Source organism: uncultured Thiohalocapsa sp. (assembly GCF_913063425.1).
In the GTDB taxonomy this organism is placed as follows: domain Bacteria; phylum Pseudomonadota; class Gammaproteobacteria; order Chromatiales; family Chromatiaceae; genus Thiohalocapsa.
Window position 1 is genome coordinate 17379 of sequence record NZ_CAJXYK010000026.1, and the last position, 20983, is coordinate 38361.

17 protein-coding genes are annotated in these 20983 nt (G+C 69.8%); 8 read left to right on the forward strand and 9 right to left on the reverse strand.

Annotation, left to right across the window (positions count from 1 at the left end; genetic code table 11):
- Positions 1-13: 13 nt before the first annotated feature.
- Positions 14-184, reverse strand: coding sequence for a hypothetical protein (locus tag QZ607_RS14720; RefSeq protein WP_295884042.1), 171 nt, complete (start codon positions 182-184; stop codon positions 14-16).
- Positions 185-345: 161 nt separating this feature from the next.
- On the opposite strand from QZ607_RS14720, the gene QZ607_RS14725 reads away from it, so the two are divergent.
- A complete protein-coding gene (locus QZ607_RS14725; RefSeq protein ID WP_295884045.1) occupies positions 346-1065 on the forward strand; it encodes a hypothetical protein in 720 nt (239 codons plus the stop codon).
- A 44-nt stretch (positions 1066-1109) separates the two neighbouring features.
- On the opposite strand, the gene QZ607_RS14730 is transcribed toward QZ607_RS14725, so the two are convergent.
- From QZ607_RS14730 to QZ607_RS14745, 4 genes are read right to left on the reverse strand one after another with little or no spacing between them, the layout of a single operon-like run.
- Entirely contained in the window at positions 1110-7763 is a 6654-nt protein-coding gene (locus tag QZ607_RS14730) for a PAS domain S-box protein (protein WP_295884048.1), read from the reverse strand.
- A 13-nt stretch (positions 7764-7776) separates the two neighbouring features.
- Complete coding sequence (locus tag QZ607_RS14735) at positions 7777-8205, reverse strand: response regulator (protein ID WP_295884052.1); 429 nt, start codon at positions 8203-8205, stop codon at positions 7777-7779.
- A 35-nt stretch (positions 8206-8240) separates the two neighbouring features.
- Positions 8241-9398, reverse strand: a complete 1158-nt coding sequence (locus QZ607_RS14740; protein ID WP_295884056.1) for an EAL domain-containing protein — start codon at positions 9396-9398, stop codon at positions 8241-8243.
- A 28-nt stretch (positions 9399-9426) separates the two neighbouring features.
- Complete coding sequence (locus tag QZ607_RS14745; protein ID WP_295884059.1) at positions 9427-9864, reverse strand: hypothetical protein; 438 nt, start codon at positions 9862-9864, stop codon at positions 9427-9429.
- Positions 9865-10246: 382 nt separating this feature from the next.
- Between QZ607_RS14745 and QZ607_RS14750 the strand changes: the two genes are divergently transcribed.
- The gene (locus tag QZ607_RS14750; protein ID WP_295884061.1) at positions 10247-10972 is read left to right on the forward strand and encodes a response regulator transcription factor; all 726 of its coding nucleotides are present in this window, start codon (positions 10247-10249) and stop codon (positions 10970-10972) included.
- 222 nt (positions 10973-11194) lie between these two features.
- On the opposite strand, the gene QZ607_RS14755 is transcribed toward QZ607_RS14750, so the two are convergent.
- The 3 genes from QZ607_RS14755 to QZ607_RS14765 all read right to left on the reverse strand — a co-directional run bounded on the left by QZ607_RS14755 (position 11195) and on the right by QZ607_RS14765 (position 15200).
- Positions 11195-12745: an ATP-binding protein gene (locus QZ607_RS14755; RefSeq protein WP_367268198.1), complete on the reverse strand. Its 1551-nt coding sequence runs from the start codon at positions 12743-12745 to the stop codon at positions 11195-11197.
- 75 nt (positions 12746-12820) lie between these two features.
- Entirely contained in the window at positions 12821-13501 is a 681-nt protein-coding gene (locus tag QZ607_RS14760) for a response regulator transcription factor (RefSeq protein WP_295884063.1), read from the reverse strand.
- Positions 13502-13643: 142 nt separating this feature from the next.
- Entirely contained in the window at positions 13644-15200 is a 1557-nt protein-coding gene (locus tag QZ607_RS14765; RefSeq protein ID WP_295884067.1) for a DegQ family serine endoprotease, read from the reverse strand.
- Between the two features lie 355 nt (positions 15201-15555).
- Here QZ607_RS14765 and QZ607_RS14770 point away from each other — a divergent pair, with 355 nt between their 5' ends.
- From QZ607_RS14770 to QZ607_RS14785, 4 genes are all read left to right on the forward strand, one after another.
- Entirely contained in the window at positions 15556-15753 is a 198-nt protein-coding gene (locus QZ607_RS14770; protein WP_295884069.1) for a hypothetical protein, read from the forward strand.
- A gap of 238 nt (positions 15754-15991) precedes the next feature.
- Positions 15992-16195 carry a hypothetical protein gene (locus tag QZ607_RS14775; protein ID WP_295884072.1) on the forward strand — a complete coding sequence of 68 codons (204 nt, stop codon included), beginning with the start codon at positions 15992-15994 and terminating at the stop codon, positions 16193-16195.
- Positions 16196-16311: 116 nt separating this feature from the next.
- On the forward strand, positions 16312-16809 hold the full coding sequence (locus tag QZ607_RS14780) for a DUF1269 domain-containing protein (RefSeq protein ID WP_295884074.1): 498 nt from the start codon (positions 16312-16314) through the stop codon (positions 16807-16809).
- A 116-nt stretch (positions 16810-16925) separates the two neighbouring features.
- A complete protein-coding gene (locus QZ607_RS14785; protein WP_295884075.1) occupies positions 16926-17582 on the forward strand; it encodes a MarC family protein in 657 nt (218 codons plus the stop codon).
- Between the two features lie 71 nt (positions 17583-17653).
- On the opposite strand, the gene hisI is transcribed toward QZ607_RS14785, so the two are convergent.
- Positions 17654-18115 (reverse strand): phosphoribosyl-AMP cyclohydrolase, encoded by a 462-nt coding sequence (gene hisI, locus QZ607_RS14790; protein ID WP_295884078.1) that lies wholly within the window; start codon positions 18113-18115, stop codon positions 17654-17656.
- 166 nt (positions 18116-18281) lie between these two features.
- Here hisI and QZ607_RS14795 point away from each other — a divergent pair, with 166 nt between their 5' ends.
- Both QZ607_RS14795 and QZ607_RS14800 read left to right on the forward strand, forming a co-directional pair.
- Positions 18282-19622, forward strand: coding sequence for a dihydroorotase (locus QZ607_RS14795; protein ID WP_295884079.1), 1341 nt, complete (start codon positions 18282-18284; stop codon positions 19620-19622).
- 172 nt (positions 19623-19794) lie between these two features.
- The gene (locus QZ607_RS14800) at positions 19795-20982 is read left to right on the forward strand and encodes a DNA methyltransferase (protein WP_295884080.1); all 1188 of its coding nucleotides are present in this window, start codon (positions 19795-19797) and stop codon (positions 20980-20982) included.
- Position 20983: the final 1 nt, after the last annotated feature.

The window sequence follows — 20983 nt, forward strand, 5'->3', positions numbered from 1 at the left end:
CCAGCTGTTCGCGTCAGTCGCCGTCCCGATGCTCGACGCGCGTGCCGTCCAGCACCAGCGTGATCTCCGTGAATTCAGGCCGCTGCCCGGGCTCTTCCGAGCCGGCGCGGGAGTGCATGCGCGCGACGGGCGGCGGCTGGTCGCCGCTTGCCACGCGGCCGACGACGGCATCGACCTTTACCAACCCTTACAACCCGCCCCGCGGGCGGCCGATATCATAAACACGGAACCGATGGGTATGAGAGCAAGGTTTAAACGACCGTAAAGGTTCAGCTTATCTGCAAAACGGGCGCGCCCGGCACTCCGCCCTCCAGCCCCGCAGCACAGCGAAGACCCGGCCCCCCAATGAATCACCTCAGCCATCGTCGCGGCCCGCAGATCGGCCCTGAAGACGCTAGGCTCAACGCGGTGACGCGCGAGGCCACCGGGCCGCGTGCCGCGCAATACAGCAGCCAGCTGTCCGTCACGCAGGCGCCGGCGTTTGCAGACCCGCAGTCGTGTTCGCTGGAGCCGCCGACACCGCGACCGCGGAAGCGCCGCCCGGTGCGCTGGAGCGCGGAGCGCTCGCGCACCATCCGCCGCTACCGCCTCGCCCTGCTGGCCATGGGTATACTCGTCCTCTGGAGTGGCGCCTCCGTGTATACACTCCAGCAGCGCACAAGCCAGTATGAGGCGGACCTCACCCAAGCGCGCAAGGATGCGCGCATCGCGCTGCAGATCCTCGCCGAGCTCGGCATCGAGCGCCCCCCCGGCGCCTTCATCTACCGCAGCGGCGAGCCGGTACTGCTGGAGCATGGGCTCCTGCAGGACGCCATCTTCCAGCCAGTGGCGGGCGCCGCGCGGATCGCCGCCCGCGTGACGCTGTTCAACGCCCAAGCGGAGCCCCGGGACATCGACCTGAAGGTGACGCTCTACGACCGGCTGGGACTGGAGATCGGTCAGGGGCGGGCGAGCGGGGAGGATCGCGCCCCACTGCGCCCGGCTGAGCTCCGCACCGCCCACCTGGAGGTGCTGCTTACCCGTGACACACGGCCGCAGTGGTTCAGCATCAGCGTGGACGGCTGAGCGGGCGTTCGGGCTGCCGCTGCCAGGGTGGCGCGCTGCCCAGGTCAGGGCTCTGTGGGGCGCGTGCCGAGCCGGCAGATCCTGCGAATCTCGGTGTACACCTCCACCGCCTCCAGGGGCTTGCGCAGGACTGTCGCATCTGCTGCCGTCTCCTCTGCGGTCTTCCCCGCTTGCCCGGTCATCATGAGGACGGGCAGCTGCGGATAGGTGTCCCGCAGCTGCCGGTACAGCGTCGGACCATCCATAACCGGCATGGCGATGTCGGTGAGCACGAGGTCGAAGGCGGGCTCCTCCCGCAAGCGCGCCAGGGCGTCGGCGCCATGCCCGGCGAAGGCGACCTCGATGCCGCCCAGGCGCAACAGGCGGCCGACGGCCTCGCGCACCCGTGGCTCGTCCTCGACCACCAGCACGCGCAGGCCGGCCAAGGATGCCGCCGGTGCGGCCGCCTCGGCATCCGTCTCGGCATCGGCCTCGGCATCGCCCTCGGCAGACGGCTCGGCTGTCTGGCGCTCTGGCCTTGGGGAAGGGGCGTCGACGACGGGTTCTGTGTGCGACCGCGACCGCGGCGGCTGCGCCGGCAACAGCAGGCAGAAGCGTGTGCCCTTGCCTGTGGCGGTTTCGATCACCAGGCCGGCGCCGGAGCGCAGCACGAACTCCTTGACCATGAAAAGCCCCAGACCATGGCCGCGACCACGGGCCTTGGTTGAGAACAGGGGCTCGAAGATGCGCGAGAGGATGTGCGGTGGAATACCGCCGCCGGTGTCGGAGACGCTGACCTCAATGCACTCGCCCGGGGCCAGATAACCGAGCGCGAGGCTGTCCTGTCCATGCCAATACCGCGGCGCTGCGGCAATGCGCAAATCACCGCCGCCCGGCATGGCATCGCGGGCGTTGAGCGCCAGGTTCAGCAAGGCCGCCTGAAGAAAGGAGCTGTTGGTCCAGGCCGTCAGGCCATCGGCCAATGCGACGTCGAGTGTGATGCTTTGCGGCAGCACATGCCGCAGGATACCCACCAGCTCCCCGAGGCTTGCGCCCAGCGGCACCAGGGCCAGGGGCACACTGCCGCCCCGGCTCATCGACAACATGCCGGATGTGATCACCTTCGCCTGGTCGAGAGCAGTGCGCGTTTCCTCCAGCACCTGCTCGATCTCCGCATCGGCGCCGCCGCATTGGGTGCAGCTGTCATGCAGGAAAAACAGGTTGGCATCGATGGCGCCGAGCAGGTTGTTGAAATCGTGCGCGACGCCGCTGACCAGATGCCCGATGGTCTCACGCTCTTTCGCCTGCACAAGGTCGCGCTCCATGCGTTGCTGGGCGCGCACCGCGGCGATACGCTGGGCCGTGAGGCGCAGCAACTGCGCTGACGGCTCGTTGAGCTGGCTGTGCTGCTGTTGACCCCAAAGGACCAGGAGCAGTGCTTCGGGCGCGTCCGAGGACTTGCCGGCGCGCGTCACCGCAAGCGCGATGCAGTGATCGAGCCCGCGCGCCGCGGCGGCGCTCCCGAGCGCCTCGCCGCCGGCGGAGACGGGCCGCCCATGCTGCGCCAGGGTGGCGTCCAGCAGCGGCTGCGGCAATGTCGGCGGCTGCGCCGGCAGGTCGCCGTCGCTCACCTGTGCGATCAATGTCTGCCCGCCGCCGGCGACCTCCACGAGGCTCGCGAGCCCCATCGCCAGTGCGCGGCGGGCGAGCCGCAGCAGCGCAAGCACCTGCTCATCGGCGGGGAGCGAGAGGTTGATCAGGTCGAGCAGCTCCTCCAGCCGCGCGGTGTAAATGCTCAGCGTCTGCTCCAGCGCCCGCCGGCGTTGCTCGGCGTGGTGGAGCTCGGTGACGTCCTCGAGCATGGCCAGCGGCGCCGGTGGGGCATCCGGTGCCGTCGGCAGGCGCACCATGCGCAGGTCCGCCCAGACCAGGCTGCCCTCCGGGCGCAGATAGCGTTTGGTCAGGCGATACCCGTCCCCGCGCCCCGCCAGGAGATCCTGCAGCCGGCGCCGGTCGCACGCTTGATCTTCCGGGTGGGCGAAGTTGTCGGCGCGCTCGCCCAACAGGTCTTCGCTGTCGCGGTCCAGGAGCCGCGCGAGGGCACGGTTGACCATCACCATCCGCCCACCCTGGTCCAGCAGCGCCATGCCGATGGGCGCATTGTCGAAGACCGTGCGCAACTGCTCGCGGCTCTCCTCCAGGCGCTGCTCCGCCAAGCGGCGCGCGGTGATGTCCTGCACCGTACCGAGCGCCCGCAAAGCGTGCCCCTCGGCATCGTGCTCAAACGTGGCACGCTCGTGCACCCACTTGACGCGCCGATCCGCCAGCAACACACGATGCACGCAGTCATACTCCTTGTCCTGCGCCAGGGCGGCACGGTATTGACGGGCGACCTCGGCCCGATCCGCCGGGTGCACGAGCTTCTGGAAGGCTTCGAAGGAGGCGCCGAAGTGCTGCGGGTCCTGCTCGAAGATCCGGTACACCTCCGGCGACCAGGCCAGGTGATTGCGCGGGATGTCGTACTCCCAGGAGCCGATGTGTGCGAGCGCCTGGGCGTTGAGCAGTGCCTGGCGACTTTCCTCCAGCGCACGGCGGCTGGCGTACTCCACGCTCACGTCCGTGAAGAAGGCGGTGAGGGTCCGCGTCTGTCCCAGCTGCATCACCCCGGGGGCGATGCGGCAGGAGAACCGGCTGCCGTCACGTCTCAGGCAGGGCACGTACAGTGGGGCGCTCATGCCGGCAGCGGCGGCGTCCGCCGCGCTGTCGGCGAGATCGGCCACGATTTCCGCCTGGCTGTCCGGCGGGTGCAGCGCATCGATGTGCAGACCGATCAGCTCGTCACGGGTATAGCCGAACAGCCGGCCCATCGCATCGTTGCACCAGAGCACCCGCTTGCTGGCGACATCCACCTCGACGATGCCGTGCGGCGAGCTGTCGATGATGGCCTGAAGCCGGTGCCGCACCTCCAGCAGGCGCGTGATGTCGGTGAAGGTGACGAAGAACTGGTGCTGCGGATGCCCTGCGTCCGGGGCGCTCTCCGCGTGCGCTGTGACCAACAGCCAGCGCACCTCACCGCCGACAACCACGCCGAGCACTTCGGGCTCGGTGTCGGCCCCGGTCTCGATCGCCCTGCGCAATGGATACTCCGTCACGGGTGACGGCGTGCCGTCTTCGCGCAGCACCTGCCAGAGCTGCGCCTCGGGCCGGCTCCCCACCAGCGCCGCGGGCGCCACGCCCAACAGCATGGACGCCGCCGGATTGGCGTCGGTGACGATACCGTCGCTGTCGCAGTAGATGACGCCCTCGCCGATGCTCTCGAACAGCCTGCGGAAGCGTCGCTCGCTCGCGCGCAGGGCGGCCTCGGAGGCCTTGCGCTCGGTGACGTCGCGGCCCACGCCGACGATGGCAGTCACCTGGCCCTGCTCGTCCAGCACCGCCTTGTCGGACCATTGCAGCCAGCGCTGGCCGCGCACCGTCTCGACCCGCTGCTCCATGGTGGCGACATGGGGCGGTGCGAACAGCGCCCGCATGGCTGCCGCGGTGTCGGCACGGTCGTCCGGGTGCACCAGCGGCATGAAGGTCTGGCCCAACAGCTCCGCCTCGCTGCGCCCGAACAGGCGGCAATAGGAGGGGCTCACGAACTCGAAGCGGCCCTGGGTATCCACCCGCACCAGCAGGTCCTCCAGGTTGTCCACCACCAGGCGGTAGCGCGCCTCCTGCTCGCGCAGCGTGTGCTCAGTGCGGCGCTGCTCGGTCACGTCCAGCGCGGTGCCCGCAAAGCGCACCAGCTCGCCGTCGCTGCCGAGCTGCACCCGACCGCGCGCCAGCAGCATGCGCTCGACGCCATCAATGGCGGCGGTCCGGAATTCGACCTGGAAGTCTTCATGCGGCGGCGTCAGCGCCGCCTTCACCTGGGCGCGCACCTGGGGCAGGTCGTCCGGATGCACGGCCGCGTAGAAGCTCTCCAGCGTCGCCGGCACCGCATCCGGCGCATAGCCGAGCAGCCGGTAGGCCTCGGCGGACCAGGTGCCGCGCGGGTCCGCCTCGTAGGCCCAGCTGCCGAGATGCGCAATGGCCTGCGCCTCGTTAAGACGCGCCTCGCTGGCACGCAGCCGTTGCGTGAAGGCGGCGGCGTCGGTCACGTCCAGCGCCGTGCCGGCAAGCCGCTTGGGTGTGCCGGCCGCGTCGAGCTGCACCCGGCCGCGGGCGCGCTGGATGCGCTCCACGCCATCGGCACCACGCACCCGATACTGGACGTCGTAATCCTCGAAGGGCGGTTGCTGCGCTGCCGCCAGCGCGGCCTCCACGTGCGGCCGGTCGTCCGGATGCAGGCGCGCCAGCGCATTCTCGACGCTCGGCGGCACCGCCCCCGGCTCATAGCCGAGCAGGCGATAGGTCTCGTTGGACCAGGTTGCCGCGCCCGTGCTCAGGTCGACCTCCCAGCTGCCCACGTGGGCAATGGCCTGGGCGTCGTTCAAGCGTGCCTCGCTGGCACGCAGGCGCGCCATAGCCTCCACCGTGTCAGTGACGTCCTGCTGCACACCGATGTAGTGGGTGAGAGTGCCGCCTTCGCTCTTGACCGGCGACAGGGCCAGGGCGTTCCAGTAGGTGCTGCCGTCCGGGCGGCGGTTGCGGATCACCGCGCGGCACGACTCGTCCGCCGCCAGGGCGGCCCGCAGCTGTGCCAGGTCCGGCTGGTCGTCGTCGCCGTCGCGCAGCATGCGCAGATCCTGTCCGTGCAGGGCCGCGGCCGCATAGCCGCTCAGCTGCGCAAAACCGCGGTTGGCGTAACTCACCAGGTGGTCCCGGCCACTGCGCCGGGCGACGACGATGCCCGTGCCGCTCTGGGACAGGGCCTCCAGCAGCACCCCGTGGTGACGACGCAGCCAGATGGCCGGGAATCCCAGACCGGCCAGCGTGCGCACCCGCTCCAGCACCTCTGCGGAGAAGGCATCACTCCGCCCCAGGGGGGCGTCCGTCAGCAGGACCGCCTGCCCCCGCTCCTCGCGATCGCGGATCGGGATGACCTGTGCGCTGCACGGCATCGACGCCAGCTCGCCGTGTCCGCGCAGCAGGTCCACCGGCAGGGCGGCGGTCTCGCCGGAGGCGAGCACCTGCCGCAGGAAGCTGTCAACGGCGGGCGCCGCGAGCCACTGCCGCAGCGCCTCGCGCATGGCGGGGGACAGGCCCGGGCCGGCGACGAGCTCCAGGCGGTTGTCGGTCCCTGGCAGCAGCAGACAATGCTGACCCGGCAGGACCCGGCACAATTGCCGGCAGAGGACGTCGGCAAAGGCCGTGGCATCCTCGCCGTCGCGCACCAACCGCGCCAGCGACTGCGCCTCCAGATCCAGCAGGGCGCGCTGGCGCGCCTGCTCGTCGCGCTCGCGCTGCAGGTCGGAGAAGCTGCTGTCCAGGGAGTCTCCCATGCCGCGGACAGCCCACCCGAGCTCCCCGGCTTCCGCGAACAGGCCGGGCGTGGGCGCCTGCCAGGTGCGCCGCTCGCGAATGGCCGCCGGCAACGCGCGCGCCGCGTCGGCCACGGCGGCGAGGGGTGCGACAATGCGCCGGCTGAGCACATGGGCCAGACCCACCGCCCCGAGCCCGAGCGCCAGCAGCGCTGTCAGCAACTTGGTCAGATGCCGCTGAAGGGCGTCGATGACGGGCACGGTGCTGGTTTCGATGACCAGGTCCTGCGGCGGTGTCGTGCCCGCCACGGGCGCCGTCCAGCGGTAGCGCGACGCGCGCCAGCGCATCATGGCCGAGGCGTGTGGCACCGCCGGCAGGACCACCGTCAGGCCCGGCTGTCCGCCCGGCGTGACCTCCGCCGCCGGCTGCGCATCGCCCAGGGTTGGCGTGCCGCTGCGGCGCTCGGCCAGATAGAGCCGCGGTTCGGCGCCCGCGCGTAGCTTGCCGCGCGCAATCCGCTGCAGCCGCGCGAGTGTCCCGGCGAGGGCCGGCGGGTCTGTGCCCGCGACCTTTTCCAGGCTGTCGGCCGCGACCGTGCCGAACAGCCCCAGCTCCAGCGCCCGGTCGGCCTCCAGTTGGTGCTTGAGGTCGGCGTTCTCCCAGGCCGTCACCAGCAGGGCGGGGACCAGCATCGCCGTCAGCAGCAGACTGAACAGCAGGTCGGTCAGGCACGGCAGCGCATGCTGGCGCAGGAGTAGTGCGGCGCCCACCATGAGACCGCCCGCCAGCGCGGCGTTGAGGATGCCGTTGAGGGATTGCTTGACGGCGATCAGCAGCGTCGGCACCCAGCCCATGCCGAGGGGGCCGTGGTAGAAGAGCAGCACCAGCGGGATGCCGATGACGAGCCAGTACAGCGCAACGGAGACGGCGAGCGGCGGCAGCGGCCGACCCCGGTGTTGTGCCCACCGCCGATGCAGGCCCACGGCGAGCACCTCCAGGGCGAAGATGAGCAGCGCATAGGGATGGCTCCAGAGCACCAGGGTGTAGGCGCCGCCGGCGACGGCCACCACGGCCCCGGCGAGCAGCCCCAGACGCGCAACGGCGATGAGCGCTGCGATGGAGCCGAACAGCACGTCCACGCCGAAGAACAGCGTCAAGCCGAAGGCGTTGCCGCAGAGCGCGGCGGCGGCCAGCAGCAGTGTCTCCAGCACCGACCGCAGCCGGGGTTGTCGCAACGGCAGCCGGATGCGAGCGATGGGCAGGCGCCGGCGCACACCGGCAGCGGCAGCGGCGATCGGCCTGATGACGGACATGATCAGCCTGGCATCAGTCCGGGCCGCCCGGTTGCGGCGGCGCCGGCACGCCGACCAAGGCCTCCAGGCTCGCGCGCAGGGCTTCCGGGCGGAAGGGCTTGTGCAGGGTTGCGTCGGCGCCGAGCGCGGCCCCCATGGCCAGCACATTGGTGGCCTCCCCCTGAATGATGTCGCCGGAGACGGCCAGGATCGGCATGCTCGGGGCCAGCTGGCGTGCACGCGCGATGACCTCGAACCCATCCAGATCCGGCATGTAGATGTCGACGATGAGCAGATCCGGTGGGTTGCGCTGGATCGCTGCGAGCGCATCGCGCGCATGCGTGTAGGTCTCGCAACGGAACCCCCACCGCGGCAGCAGCAGCAGGCTCGCACGCAGCAGACGCGGGTCGTCGTCGAGGACTTGGATTCTGCGCGCCGCGGCCCTGGTTGCAGCAGTGGTCATTTGCGCCGTCTCCATATGTGCCCCGGCCGGGGCGTTCAGGCGTCGAGCCCGAAGCGACTCACCAATTCGTCAAGCGGCATCGGTGCGCCGAACAAATAGCCCTGGAGGCGATCCACGCCGGCATCGCAGAGCCACTCGGCTTGCGCGATGGTCTCCACACCCTCCGCCACCACCTGCAGCCCGAGGCTGTCGCACAGGGCGAGGATGGCCCCGAGCAGGCGCTCGGCCTTGTGCGAGTCGAACAGCTCGGCGACGAAGCAGAGATCGACCTTGAGCGTGTCGTAAGGCAGCTCCGCGAGGGCGCGCAGGCTGGAATAGCCGGTGCCGAAGTCGTCCATCGCCAGCGAGGCGCCCGCCAGGCGCAATTGCGCACCGAGCTCGCGCACCGCCTGGGAGTCGGCGAGGGTCGCGCTCTCGGTGAGCTCGACGCGCACATCGCAGCAGCCTGTGAGGCCGTCGATGAGCCGGCGCACCAGGGCGGTGGTGAGGGCGACGTCCAGCTGGACGACGCTCAGGTTCACCGACAGATGATCCAGCGCCAGCGCCGCCAGGGTCTCCCTGGACGCCAGCAGGGACTCGAACAACGCCTCGGTCAGCGCCGGGATGAGGCCGGAGGACTCCGCCAGGGGAACGATGTGCTGTGCGCCGAGCACCTCCCCGTCCGGCAGGCGCAGCCGGGTCAGCACTTCGGCATCCCTGAGGATGCCGTCCCCGGCGACAATGGGCTGGAAGAAGGGCTCGATGCGGCCGGCGTGAATGTGAGCCGCGAGGCGCTGTCCGTCCAGGGTGAACGGTGCTCCCCGGGCCGGCGGCGTGTGCCGCGGCGATGGTGCGATGCGCTCCAGCAAGGGCGGCAGCTCGCGCACCATGGATGCCTTGTTGACGGCCCCGAGCACCGGCAGGCCGCTGGCGCTCGCAATGCGCCGGGCAGTGTCGAGCAGCTCGTCGCCGTGGCCGGACAACAGCACCAGCGGTGCGCGTATCGCCTGCTGACTGAGCCACAGGACCACGTCCACGCCGGTCTCGTGTCCAAGCTCCAGGTCGATGACCATGAGGGCAGGCGGATTTATCAGGACGTCCAGCTTGAACGCGTCGGCGCTGCCGTGGAAGCGCAGCTCATGCCCCAGGCGCCCGGCGAACCGCCGCAGGGTGCGCTCCATACGCGGGTCGTCGTCAAGGCAGGTCAGTTGCATAGCGCCTCCGCTTGCGCCGTGTCCGCGCTCATGAGGCGCGGGTCAGCCGATCCGCGCTCGGGAGATCCGCCGCCGCCAGCACCAGCGCCGCCATCAGCTCGGCGCCATCCACGGGCGCCGGCAGCACGTAATCGACGTTGAGCAGGTTCCGCAGCGGCGCGAAATGACCGGCATCCTGGACGCGAATCAACGGTGTCAGACCGATGATGACAAGCCCGGGGCTGCGCGCCCTGGCCTCCCGCAGCCAGTGTCGCTCGCCGGTGAGCATGGCCACAAGGACAGACGGTGCGGCGGCGCCCTGGCCGGCACCGGACATGGCGCGCAGCGCCGCCCTGCCACCGGTGAAGGCGCGGCAGTCGAGCCGCGCCGCCCGCAGCAGCCGGCACAGCCGGCCGCGTCGGTCGGCATCCGCGTCCACCACGTGCACCCGCAGTCGGCCCGCCGCCCAGTGCTCCAATCCACTCATAGGGCCTCACTGGATTCCAAGTCTGTGACTGGGAGCCTAGTCAGCCCGGCCCGGAAAGGCTGTTAATTTTTGTAAGCTGAAGGCGAAGCCGGGGCCGACCTGGGGTATGGTGATGGGTTTGTCCCCGCGCCGATAGAAGCGCACGGGGGCGAGGCGCCGCCCTCTGGCGCCCGGGCGCCGCCGACGCGATGGCAAGGGGAGCTCGGCGCGCTGGGGCCGGGCACCGGCCCCGGGCTTTGGAACCAGCCCCGGCGCGGCCTGCGCACGCCACGTCCGGGCGCACAGCGACAGCGACAGGGAGTGCGGGTGGCGCACGCCTGCCGCGCCGGCGCGCGTCGCGCCAGCAGGCCGCCGCGCGAGCACAGCATGGGGTTTTGGCACCATGACGGGCGACGCACGCATCATCATCGTCGAAGACAATCTGCCGCTCGCCAGGGCTGTGGCCCGCTGGCTCTGCAGCCAGGGCTATGCTGCCCTGCTCGCGGGCGGGCTCGCCGATTTCCGCGCCCAGTACGCCGAGCGCGGCGCCGATCTGGTGCTGCTCGACCTCAACCTGGGCGGGGAGGACGGTCTGACGCTGGCGCGCGAGCTGCGCGAAGAGCGGCGACTCGGCCTCATCATCATGACCGGTCGCGATGAAGTGCAGGACCGCGTGCGCGGCCTCGATGCCGGCGCCGACGATTACGTCGTCAAGCCCTTCGCGATGGAGGAGCTCGGCGCGCGGGTGCGGGCGGTGCTGCGGCGGCGCCTGCACCTGCCGGACGCGGATCGCGTCATCCGCCTGGGTCCGGTGGCACTGGATCTGGTGCGCAGCGAGCTGCACGGCCCCGGGCGGGCCGAGCCGGTGCGCCTGACCGAGCGGCAGCGGGATATTCTGCAGCGACTCATCGCCGCCGCCGGTGAGGTGGTCGACCGCGTCGAGCTGCAAGCGCATCACCCTTGGGAGCCCGGCGACCGCTCTGTTGATGTGCACGTCAGCGCGATCCGCCGCAAGCTGGCGGCAACCGGCATGCAGGCGCTCCAGATCACGTCGGTGCGCAGCCGGGGCTACCGGCTCGATCTGATCCGCACCACCGGCGACATGGGCGCGCCAACGGATGGCGCCTGAGTGCGTCTGCCCTGAGTGCGTCTGCCCTGAGTGCGTCTGCCCGGAGTGCGTCTGCCCTGAGTGCGTCTGCCCGGAGTGCGTCAGCGTAGTGTCGGCACACCTGGCGGATGCTTCGCCTGAGGACAGCGGTCCCACCCCGGCCATGGTGGGTAGGGTGCACGGCTCTGCCGGAACCGGCCGCGGTCCGCGCGCCGGCCCCGGCCAAGGTACCTGCGGCACGTACTAAACGCCGCCGTCCGCCCCGCGCCCATTGCCAAGCGCCCGCGCGCCTGGCAGCCGCAGCAGCACCCGCAGCCCGGGCGCCGCATCTTCCAGGGTCAACACCGCGCCGTGCAGCTGGGCGACGGCCTGCACCAAGCTCAGGCCCAGCCCGTGGCCGGGCTCGCTGCGGCTGGCGTCGATGCGGTAGAAACGCTGCAGTACTTTGCCGCGCAGCTCGGGCGGAATGCCGGGGCCGGAGTCGGCGACGCTGAGCTGCACGCCGCCATCCGGGGCCGGTTCTGCCGCGAGCCGGATGTGACCGCCGGCCGGCGTGTACTTGATGGCGTTGTCGAGCAGGTTGGCCAGTGCCTGGAAGAGCAGGTCGCGGTCGCCGTGCAGGCGCGCGGGGCGCGGACCATCCGTGTCCGCCGGCGACACCTCCAGGCGCTGGTCCTTATCCGCCGCCAGGGGCTCGTAGAGGTCGGCGACGTCGTGCAGCAGTACCACTGGGTCGAGGTCGGCGAAGGCGGCGCGGCGGCTGCCGGACTCCACCCGGGCGATGCGCAGCAGGGCATTGAAGGCGCCGAGGAGCTCTTCGGCGTCGGCGATGGCCTCGTCCACGCGGTCGGCCACCGCGGGCCCGAGCTCGGTGTCGCGCAGCTGGCTCAGCTTGGTGTGGAGTCTTGACAGCGGCGTGCGCAGGTCGTGGGCGATGTTGTCCGACACCTGCCGCACGCTTGCCATCAGCGCCTCGATGCGCGCCAGCATGCGGTTCAGGTTGACCGCGAGCTGGTCGAATTCGTCGCCGCTGCCGTCGGTGGGGATGCGTCGGGACAGGTCGCCTTCCATGATCTCCCGGCCCACCTGGTTCACGGCCTCGATGCGGCGCACGACTCCGGCGCTCATGAGCCAGCCGCCGGCGAGGGCCAGCGCCACGGTCATGGCGATGCCCCAGCCCAGGGCCTCGCGGATCAGGCCGCGGATGGCGGCGAGCTCGCGTACGTCGCGGCCCACCAGCAGCCGCAGCCCGCCGCGCAGGCGGAATACCTTGCCGCGGGCGGCGTGCTCTTCCGCAGGCATGGCGTCTGTGGCCGCGCTGTCGCGCAGGCGGAAGTCGATCCAGCCGTCGCGGTCCGGCTCCACGTCCGGCCAGGCGTCTATGTTGCCCACCAGAGGCTGGTAGTCACGGTCGGTGAGCAGATAGACGCCGGCCCCGGTGGGGCGGCGGGCGCTGCGCTGGGCGAGCAGCGTGGTGAGGCCCGAGAGACCGCGGCGCAGATACTGCTCGGCAAGCCCCTGGATCTCGGCCTCGATGGTGGCGTCGGTCTGCCGGGCCATGTAGCCGGCGGTGGACCAGTACATGAAGCCGAGCAGGAGCACCACCGAGCCCGCCAGCAGCACCGCGTAGAGCAGGGCGAGGCGGAAGGTGAAGCTCGCCAGCACCTCCTGCGGGCGGGTCAGCGGCCAGCCGCCGCGGCGGCGCGGGCTGTGCCCGGTGCCGGCCGGCGCCACGCCGGGCGCTACCGGGGCCGGCTGCGCCGCTGCCGCGCGCTGCGCGTCAGGCGGCGTCACGGAGGGTGTCACGCGGGGGCATCACGGGGGGCATCACGGGGGGCGCGTCACCGGGGCATCGGGCCGCAGCGCATCTTATGCGGGCTCGCGGATCACATAGCCGGCGCCGCGCACGGTGTGCAGCAGGGGCTCGTCGAAGTCGCGGTCGATTTTGCCGCGCAGCCGGCTGATGTGGACGTCGATGACGTTGGTCTGGGGGTCGAAGTGGTAGTCCCAGACGTGCTCCAGCAGCATGGTCCGGGTGACCACCTGGCCCGCGTGGCGCATCAGGTATTCGAGCAGCCGGAATTCCCGCGGCTGCAGCGGGACCTTTTTGCCGGCGCGGGTGACTTCGCGTGTGAGCAGGTCGAGCTCCAGGTCGCCCACCTGGAACCGGGTCTGGGGCTGGTCGTCCGGCACGGCGCGGCGCAGCAGCGCCTCGATGCGTGCATGCAGCTCCGAGAAGGCGAAGGGCTTGACGAGATAGTCGTCGCCGCCGGCGCGCAGGCCCTCGACCCGGTCGTCCACCTCGCCCAGCGCGCTCAGGATGAGCACCGGCGTGCGGTTGTCGGACGCGCGCAGGGTGCGCAGCACGCCGAGGCCGTCCAGCGACGGCAGCATGCGGTCGATGACCAGCACGTCATAGTCGCTGGCCGCGGCGAGCAGGAGCCCGTCGCGGCCGTCGGCGGCATGGTCCACGGTGGCGCCCACCTCGCGCAGCGCCTTGGTCAGATAGGCGGCGAGCTGGGCGTCGTCTTCGATGATCAGGATTCGCATCAGCGGGCAGCGAGCGGCGCGGGCCGTGGCGCCGGAGGGGGACGTCCACCTGGGTTGTCCTCCCCCCGACGCATGTTGGAGCACCCCTCGGTCGTCACTCGTCACACGTTGTTTGTTGCTCGGCGGGCGTTTGGCCGCAGGCTCAGGCGAAGGGCACCGTCACGAAGCGCTGCTCGCCGTTCTGCTCCACCCGCAGCAGCACCGATGGGCGGTCCTGCTCGGCGGCCTCGCGCACGGCGCGGGCGACATCGTCCGGGTCGTCCACCGGCTCCTGCCCCACCATGCTGATGAGGCTGCCGGCGCGGATGCCGGCGCGCTGGGCCGGACTGCCCGGCTCCACCTGGGCCACCAGCACCCCCGGGGTGTCGGCGTCGAGACCGCGCTCCTGGCGCATCTCGGGCGTCAGCGGCGCCAGGAACAGGCCGATGCGGGGGCCGTCGTCCTCGGCGGCCTCGCCGGGCTTGGTCATGGCGAGGTCGTCCTGGGGCATGCGGCCGATGGTGACATCGAGCACCCGCACCTTGCCGCCGCGGATCACCTCCAGCTCGATGTCGGTGCCGGCGTCGATGCTGGCGATGAGCTTGGTGAGGTCGCGATACTCCAGCATGTCCTCGCCGGCGGCCTTGACGATGATGTCGCCGCTCTTCACGCCCGCGGCCATGGCCGGGCTGTCGGGCAGCACGTCGGCCACCAGCACGCCCTCTGTCGACCCAAGGCCCAGGCTCTCGGCGACGCCTTCGCTCACGGGCTGGATCTGCACACCGAGCCAGCCGCGCTCGACGCGGCCCTTCTCGCGCAGCTCGCGGACGATGTCCGCGGCGGTCTCGGCGGGGATCGCGAAGCCGATGCCGATGTTACCGCCGCTCGGCGAGAAGATGGCCGTGTTCACGCCGATGACCCGCCCCCGGGCGTCGAACAGGGGGCCGCCCGAGTTGCCGCGGTTGATGGGCGCGTCGATCTGCAGGTAGTCGTCGTAGGGGCCGGAGTTGATGTCGCGCCCCCGCGCCGAGATGATGCCGGCGTTCACCGAGCCGCCGAGGCCGAACGGGTTGCCCACCGCCAGCACCCAGTCGCCGATGCGCGCCTCGCCGCTGTCGCCGAGGTCCACATGCGGCAGCTTCGGCGCGTCGTCCACCTTGATCAGCGCGAGGTCGGTCTTGGGATCGCGGCCCACCACGCGGGCCTCGTACTGCTGGCCGTCATTCAGCGTCACCTCGATGGTCTCGGCGGACTCGATGACATGGTTGTTGGTGACGATATAGCCCGCCGGGTCGATGATGAAGCCGGAACCCTCGCCCTCGCGCTGGCGCGGCATCTGGAAGTCCTGCATGCCGCCGAACTGCTCGAAGAACTCCCTGAGCGGAGAGTCTTCCGGCAGTTCTTCCGGCAGTGAGCGGCCGTTCATGGACATGCGCTGTACGGGCTTCTGCGCCACGGTCACGTTGACCACGGCAGGCGTCACGCGCTCGGCCACGTCGGCGAAGCTGGGCGGGCCCGCGGGCTCGGCGAGGGGTGCCGGCGCGGTGTCGGCCGCCTGGACGTTGCCCACCGTGAGCAGGGCTGCGCCGGTGCCGAGCGTGAGCATGACGGCGAGTGCCAGCGCTGTCCGGCGGAAGCTGTCGTATTGGCGCGCGGTTGCGGTTGCGACCTTGGGCTCGGCGGCGGTCGCCTGAGCCGGCATGAAGTTGTCGGATTGCATCTGTACCCTCCGGGGGTTGCAGCTGTGTTCGTGTCGCCGGCGGAGCCTTTCGTCGGCGCATCCCCGGCCGATCGCTCGGGGGCCTGCGAGCACTGTCACCTTGGCGGTGCATGATCCGGGTGCCGCAGTTACTGCGCCGTTGCGGTGACATTAAGCTTTGGTCATGCTCAGCACAATGCGCAGCGGGGCTGCACCGTCACTGCTTGCGGCAGCCCGCCTGTGTGCGTAGGTTGTCCCGCTCGCCCGCAACATAAAGTCGGTGCGGGCGCGTCCAGCCCGTTTCTTACCCCGTTCCGCTGTCCGACTGCACACGACCCCACATCACCCCCACATCAGCCGAGAGGAGCACACCGCCATGGCCGACCTGGAGCAAGTGGAGATTCACCGCTACCGCCGCGAGCTGGAGCACGACGTGAACCACCTGGTGAAGAAATACTGCCGCATCATGAGCTGGGAGGTTCCGGAGCTGAACGAGGACGAGGCCGGCAAGCTGATCCTCATGGCCCTGCGCGAGGCGCTGGACGGCGTCGAGAAGGACGTGCAAAAGGGGTGACGGCGCGGCGCTCTGGGCGCGTCACCGGCCCGCCTGGGGCAGCTGCCAAGGCCCACGGCCACCGCACGGGCCTCCCGGCCGAGTGGATGCGGACAGGCCGAGGGCGCCGGTGACCCCGTCGCTGGCCTCGTCCCTAACGGTGCCTCACCCGGGCCCTGTCGGCGCGCTCGCCGCAGTGTTGTGCTGCCTGGGCTGCGCGGGCTCGGGCAGCGCCACGGACCCGGCCTGCCCGCCGGCGGTGGGCGCCGGCACCGGGGCGCTGGCCGCCTGCGGCTGCCGGCGCCATGACGGCGGTCAGCTCGGCAGCCTGCCCGCGTCGCGCAGCGCAGCGGTCGGCGGCAGCGAAACTGTCATCATCGTCAATTATGTTTGCCCGCTCGGCGCGGCCGGGGTCGCCTGGGCCACGGTCGTCAACGGCGTCGTGAGGCGCGTGGATCAATGAGCCGGTGGGACCGGAGCCCGCGCTTCCCATGGTCGAGCCGGCCTTGACAGAGGCGCCCGCCGGCATGCACATGCCGGCCGAGGCTGACCCGCAACCAAGAATAGGAGACACGCCCAATGAGCGATCTGGTGGTACTGTCGTTTCCGGACCAGGAGACGGCCTTTCAACTGCGTGCCGAGCTGAGCCGGCTGCAAAAGGAATACCTCATCGACATGGAAGACGTCGTGGTCGTCACCAAAGACGAGAAGGGCAAGGTGAAGCTGCACCAGGCGGTGAGCCTGACCGGCATGGGCGCCGTGGGCGGCGGCTTCTGGGGCATGCTGATCGGGCTTCTGTTCCTGAATCCGCTGCTTGGTGCCGCCGTGGGCGCCGGTGCCGGGGCGCTGTCCGGCAAGCTCTCGGACATCGGCATCAACGACCAATTCATGAAGGACCTCGCCGCCAACTTTCAGCCCGGCTGCGCGGCCGTGTTCGTGCTGGTGCGCAAGGCCACCACGGACAAGGTCATCGAGGAGCTGAAGGCCTTCCACGGCAAGGGCAAAGTGCTGAAGACCTCGCTCAACAAGGATGAAGAGGCCGCGCTCAAGGAGGTGATCGAGGGCGATAACCTCTGAGCGGCTGCGCCCCGGCCGGCCCGCCGCCACGCGGCCGACCGCTGGGGCTGAGCGTCGGCTGCGGCCCCGCCCGGGGCCCAGGCGTTGTCCCGTACTCAGCAGAGGAGCCGTCGTCATTGGATGCCTTCGTTGTGGACAAGGCCAGCATCGGCCATGCGTTGTCGGTGTTCATGGGCTTCTTCGCCATCATGAACCCCATCGCCAACACGCCCGTCTTTCTGGGCCTCACCGCGAGCGACGATGCGGCCACCCGCCGCAAGGTGGCCTTCCAGGCGGTGCTCGCGGCCTTCATCATCGTTGCCGTCTTCTGTCTGTTGGGTGCGGTGATCTTCAAGCTCTTCGGTATCACACTGCCGGCTTTCCGCATTACGGGCGGGGTGCTGGTGGCGCTGATCGGCTACCAGATGCTGCACAGCAGCCCCTCGCCGGTGCATCATCCGAGCAGTGCCGACCAGGCGGACAGCCGGCAGGCGGCGCTGTCGGTGGCGCTGAGCCCGCTGGCGCTGCCCATCCTGGCGGGTCCCGGCACCATTGCCACGGCCATGAACTTCGCCTCCGCCGGCAGCACGGCGGACCTGGTGGTGACGCTCCTTGCCTTCGCGCTGCTCTGTGCCATCACCTATGCCTTTTTCGTCTCCGGCGAAGGGCTGACGCGCTACCTGGGCAAGAGCGGGCTCAACGTCATCACCCGCATCATGGGCCTGATCCTGGCCGTCATCGGGGTGCAGATGCTGGTGGACGGGCTGAAGGGAGCGTTGCCGGGGCTGGCTTGAACGCTTGCGGCGCCGCGCTGCAGGGCGGGATTCGAAGGCCTGCCCGGTCGCGACGCGCGGGCACCATCGCGCTATTTGTAGAGCTGCTCCGGGTCGATGAGCGGCGCGGCGACAACCTCCACGCGGTCCCCGCGCAGGGCGTTGTAGAAGCAGTTGCGCCGGCCGGTGTGACAGGCAGGGCCGGTCTGGTCCACCAGCAGCAGCAGGGTGTCGCCGTCGCAGTCGAGCCGCAGCTCCTTCAGGTGCTGCACCTGGCCCGAGGACTCGCCCTTGCGCCAGAGCTTGCCGCGGGAGCGCGACCAGTAGCACACCCGGCCCGTGGCCAGGGTCTCGTCCAGGGACTCCAGATTCATCCAGGCCATCATCAGGACTTCGTGGGTGTCGTGCTGCTGGGCGATGGCCGGGATCAGGCCGTCGGCGTTGAGCTTGAGGCTCGCGCGGACATCAGCCCAGGGTAGGCTGTCGCCGAGGTTGGCGCGCTCGTTGGCCTTAATTCGATGCTCCGGCCTGGGGTTTTCTGTGGGATGGCTCATGTGGGATGCGTCGCTTGTGGCTAGACTGACCGTGCCGGCAGATTAGCAGAGCCGGCCGCCCCTCCGCCCTAGCCCGGCTCAGGCTGAAGCCCGCCGGGTCGAGACCGCCAGCACAACGCCAGCACAGCATCCGTAGGGCCCAACGCCACAGACACCGGAGCACCCCATGCCCAGCCTCCTCATCACCAACGCTGTCGTCGTCAACGAAGGCCGCCGCTTCGCGGCGGATGTGCTGATCACGGACGGGCGCATCGCCGCCGTCGGCGGCGACCTGCAGAGCCGCCCGGCGGACCGCGTCATGGACGCCGCCGGCCGGCTGCTGCTGCCCGGCATGATCGACGATCAGGTCCACTTCCGCGAGCCCGGCGTCACCTACAAGGCGGACATCGCAAGCGAGTCCCGGGCGGCGGTGGCCGGCGGCATCACCAGCTTCATGGAGATGCCCAACACCAGGCCGCCGACGCTGGACGCCGAGCAGCTGGCGGCCAAATACGCCCGCGCCGCGGAGGTGTCCCGGGCCAACTATGGCTTTTACCTTGGCGCCAGCAACGACAACATCGACGCCATCCGTGCCCTCCCGGTGGGCGATGCCTGCGGCGTCAAGGTGTTCATGGGCGCCTCCACGGGCAACATGCTGGTGGACGACCCGCAAGTGCTCGATGCCATCTTCCGCGACTGCCCCGTCATCATCGCCACCCACTGCGAGGACACGCCGATGATCCTCGCCAACGAGGCCGAGTATCGGCAGCGCTACGGCGAGGACGTGCCCATGGCGGCGCATCCGCTGATCCGCTCCGAGGCGGCCTGCCTCAAGTCCTCCACCCTGGCCGTGGACCTCGCCCGCCGCCACGACGCGCGGCTGCATGTCCTGCACCTCACCACGGCCCGGGAGCTGGCCCTGTTCGCACCCGGCCCCATCGCCGGCAAGCGCATCACCGTCGAGGCCTGCGTGCATCACCTGTACTTCGATGAGCGCGACTATGCCGAGAAGGGCGCGCTCATCAAGTGCAACCCGGCCATCAAGCGCCCGGAGGACCGTGCGGCCCTGCTCGGCGCCATCGCCGAGGACCGCATCGACGTCATCGCCACCGACCACGCCCCGCACACCCTGGACGAGAAGGCCGGCAAGTATTTTCAGGCCCCCGCCGGCCTGCCGCTGGTGCAGGACGCCCTGCCCTCGCTGTTCGCCCACGTGCAGGCCGGCAAGCTGACCCTGGAGCAGCTGGTGCACAAGACCAGTCACGCCCCCGCCGAGTGCTTCAACGTCCAGGAACGCGGTTACATCCGCGAAGGCTACTGGGCGGACCTGGTGCTGGTGGACGCGGACAAGCCCGTCACCCGCACCCGCGAGCAGGTGCTCTACAAGTGCGGCTGGTCAGCCTTCGAGGGCCGGGAGCTGCCGGCCACCATCGCCGCCACCATCGTCAACGGGGAGGTGGCATTCGAGAACGGGCGGGTGAACGATGCGGTGCGGGGGCAGCGGCTTGCGTTCGGGCCGACCCGATGACGGGTGCGCCGACTTCCAGTCCGCCTGCGGAGGCAGCTGTCCGCTGAAGCTTTATGCTGCCTCGGCCCTTGATCTGCATGTCTGACGATCATCGGACCGATGACGATCACGGCTGTTCCGACACTCAATGTGGCCTAGAATAGCAACGCCCATAGACGCCGGCCTGAATCCGATGCCCGCTCATCCAAGCCCTTCACCGCAACTGGAGCTGCCGATCGCGCCAGCGGAGTCCCAAATCGATCACTTTGCGCAGTCCCCGCCGGCGAGTCACACTGGGACCGATCCTTATCGCCACTTGTATCCAGGCGATGTGTTGGACGTGTATGACAGCTGGCCGGCCCCTGCGACCATCGTGTCTGACGGCGCCTATGGTGTGGGCGGCTTCCCCGGAGATCCCAGGACACCGGCTGAATTGGTCTCATGGTATCGGCCGCATGTGCGGGCTTGGTCACGTCGCGCGGAACCTGCGACGACGCTATGGTTTTGGAACACGGAGGTCGGTTGGGCTACGGTACATCCGTTGCTGGTGGAAAACGGTTGGGAGTATGTCCAAACAATCATCTGGGACAAGGGGGTTGCGCACATCGCGGGCAACGTCAATGGCGACACGATCCGTCAGTTTCCTGTGGTGTCCGAGGTCTGCGCTTTCTATCGCCGTCGCCTTGAGCTCCAGGCGCGCGACGGTCGCAAATTGATCGCGAAGGAATGGCTCAGATACGAATGGCAGCGCGCAAAGCTGGCATTGAACAGGGCAAACGATGCCTGCGGCGTCAGGAACGCGGCGACGCGAAAATACTTGACGCAGGACTGGCTGTGGTATTTTCCGCCTGCTGATATGATGGCTCGTCTTGTTGCCTACGCCAATGAATACGGTGACCCGGCCGGTCGACCCTACTTCTCAGTCGATGGGTCGAAGCCTGTCACGCCGGAGGAATGGGCGGCATTTCGCGATCATTGGACACACGTGCATGGACTCACGAATGTTTGGGCGCATCCCCCGCTCAACGGCAGCGAACGCTATCGCGGCAATGGCCGGAGATCGGCGCCAAGGGTATACAATCCTGGGCGTAACGCGAGCGTGCATCTGAATCAAAAACCGCTGGAATTCATGCGCCGTATCCTCACGAGCTGCACCCGTCCTGACGCTGTGGTCTGGGAGCCCTTCGGTGGTCTTTGCTCTGCGTCCGTCGCTGCCGTGGAACTGGGTCGCAAAGCGTTCGCCGCAGAGCGGGTTGCGGAGTTCATTGAGGTCGCCACCGTAAGGCTTGAAGAGGCGGCGCACGCGCGCGAGCGGCTCGCAGAAGGTAAGCCTGCGGATGGTCCGATTGAGCACGAGAGCTCGCTGTTCGGGAGCAGCTGAG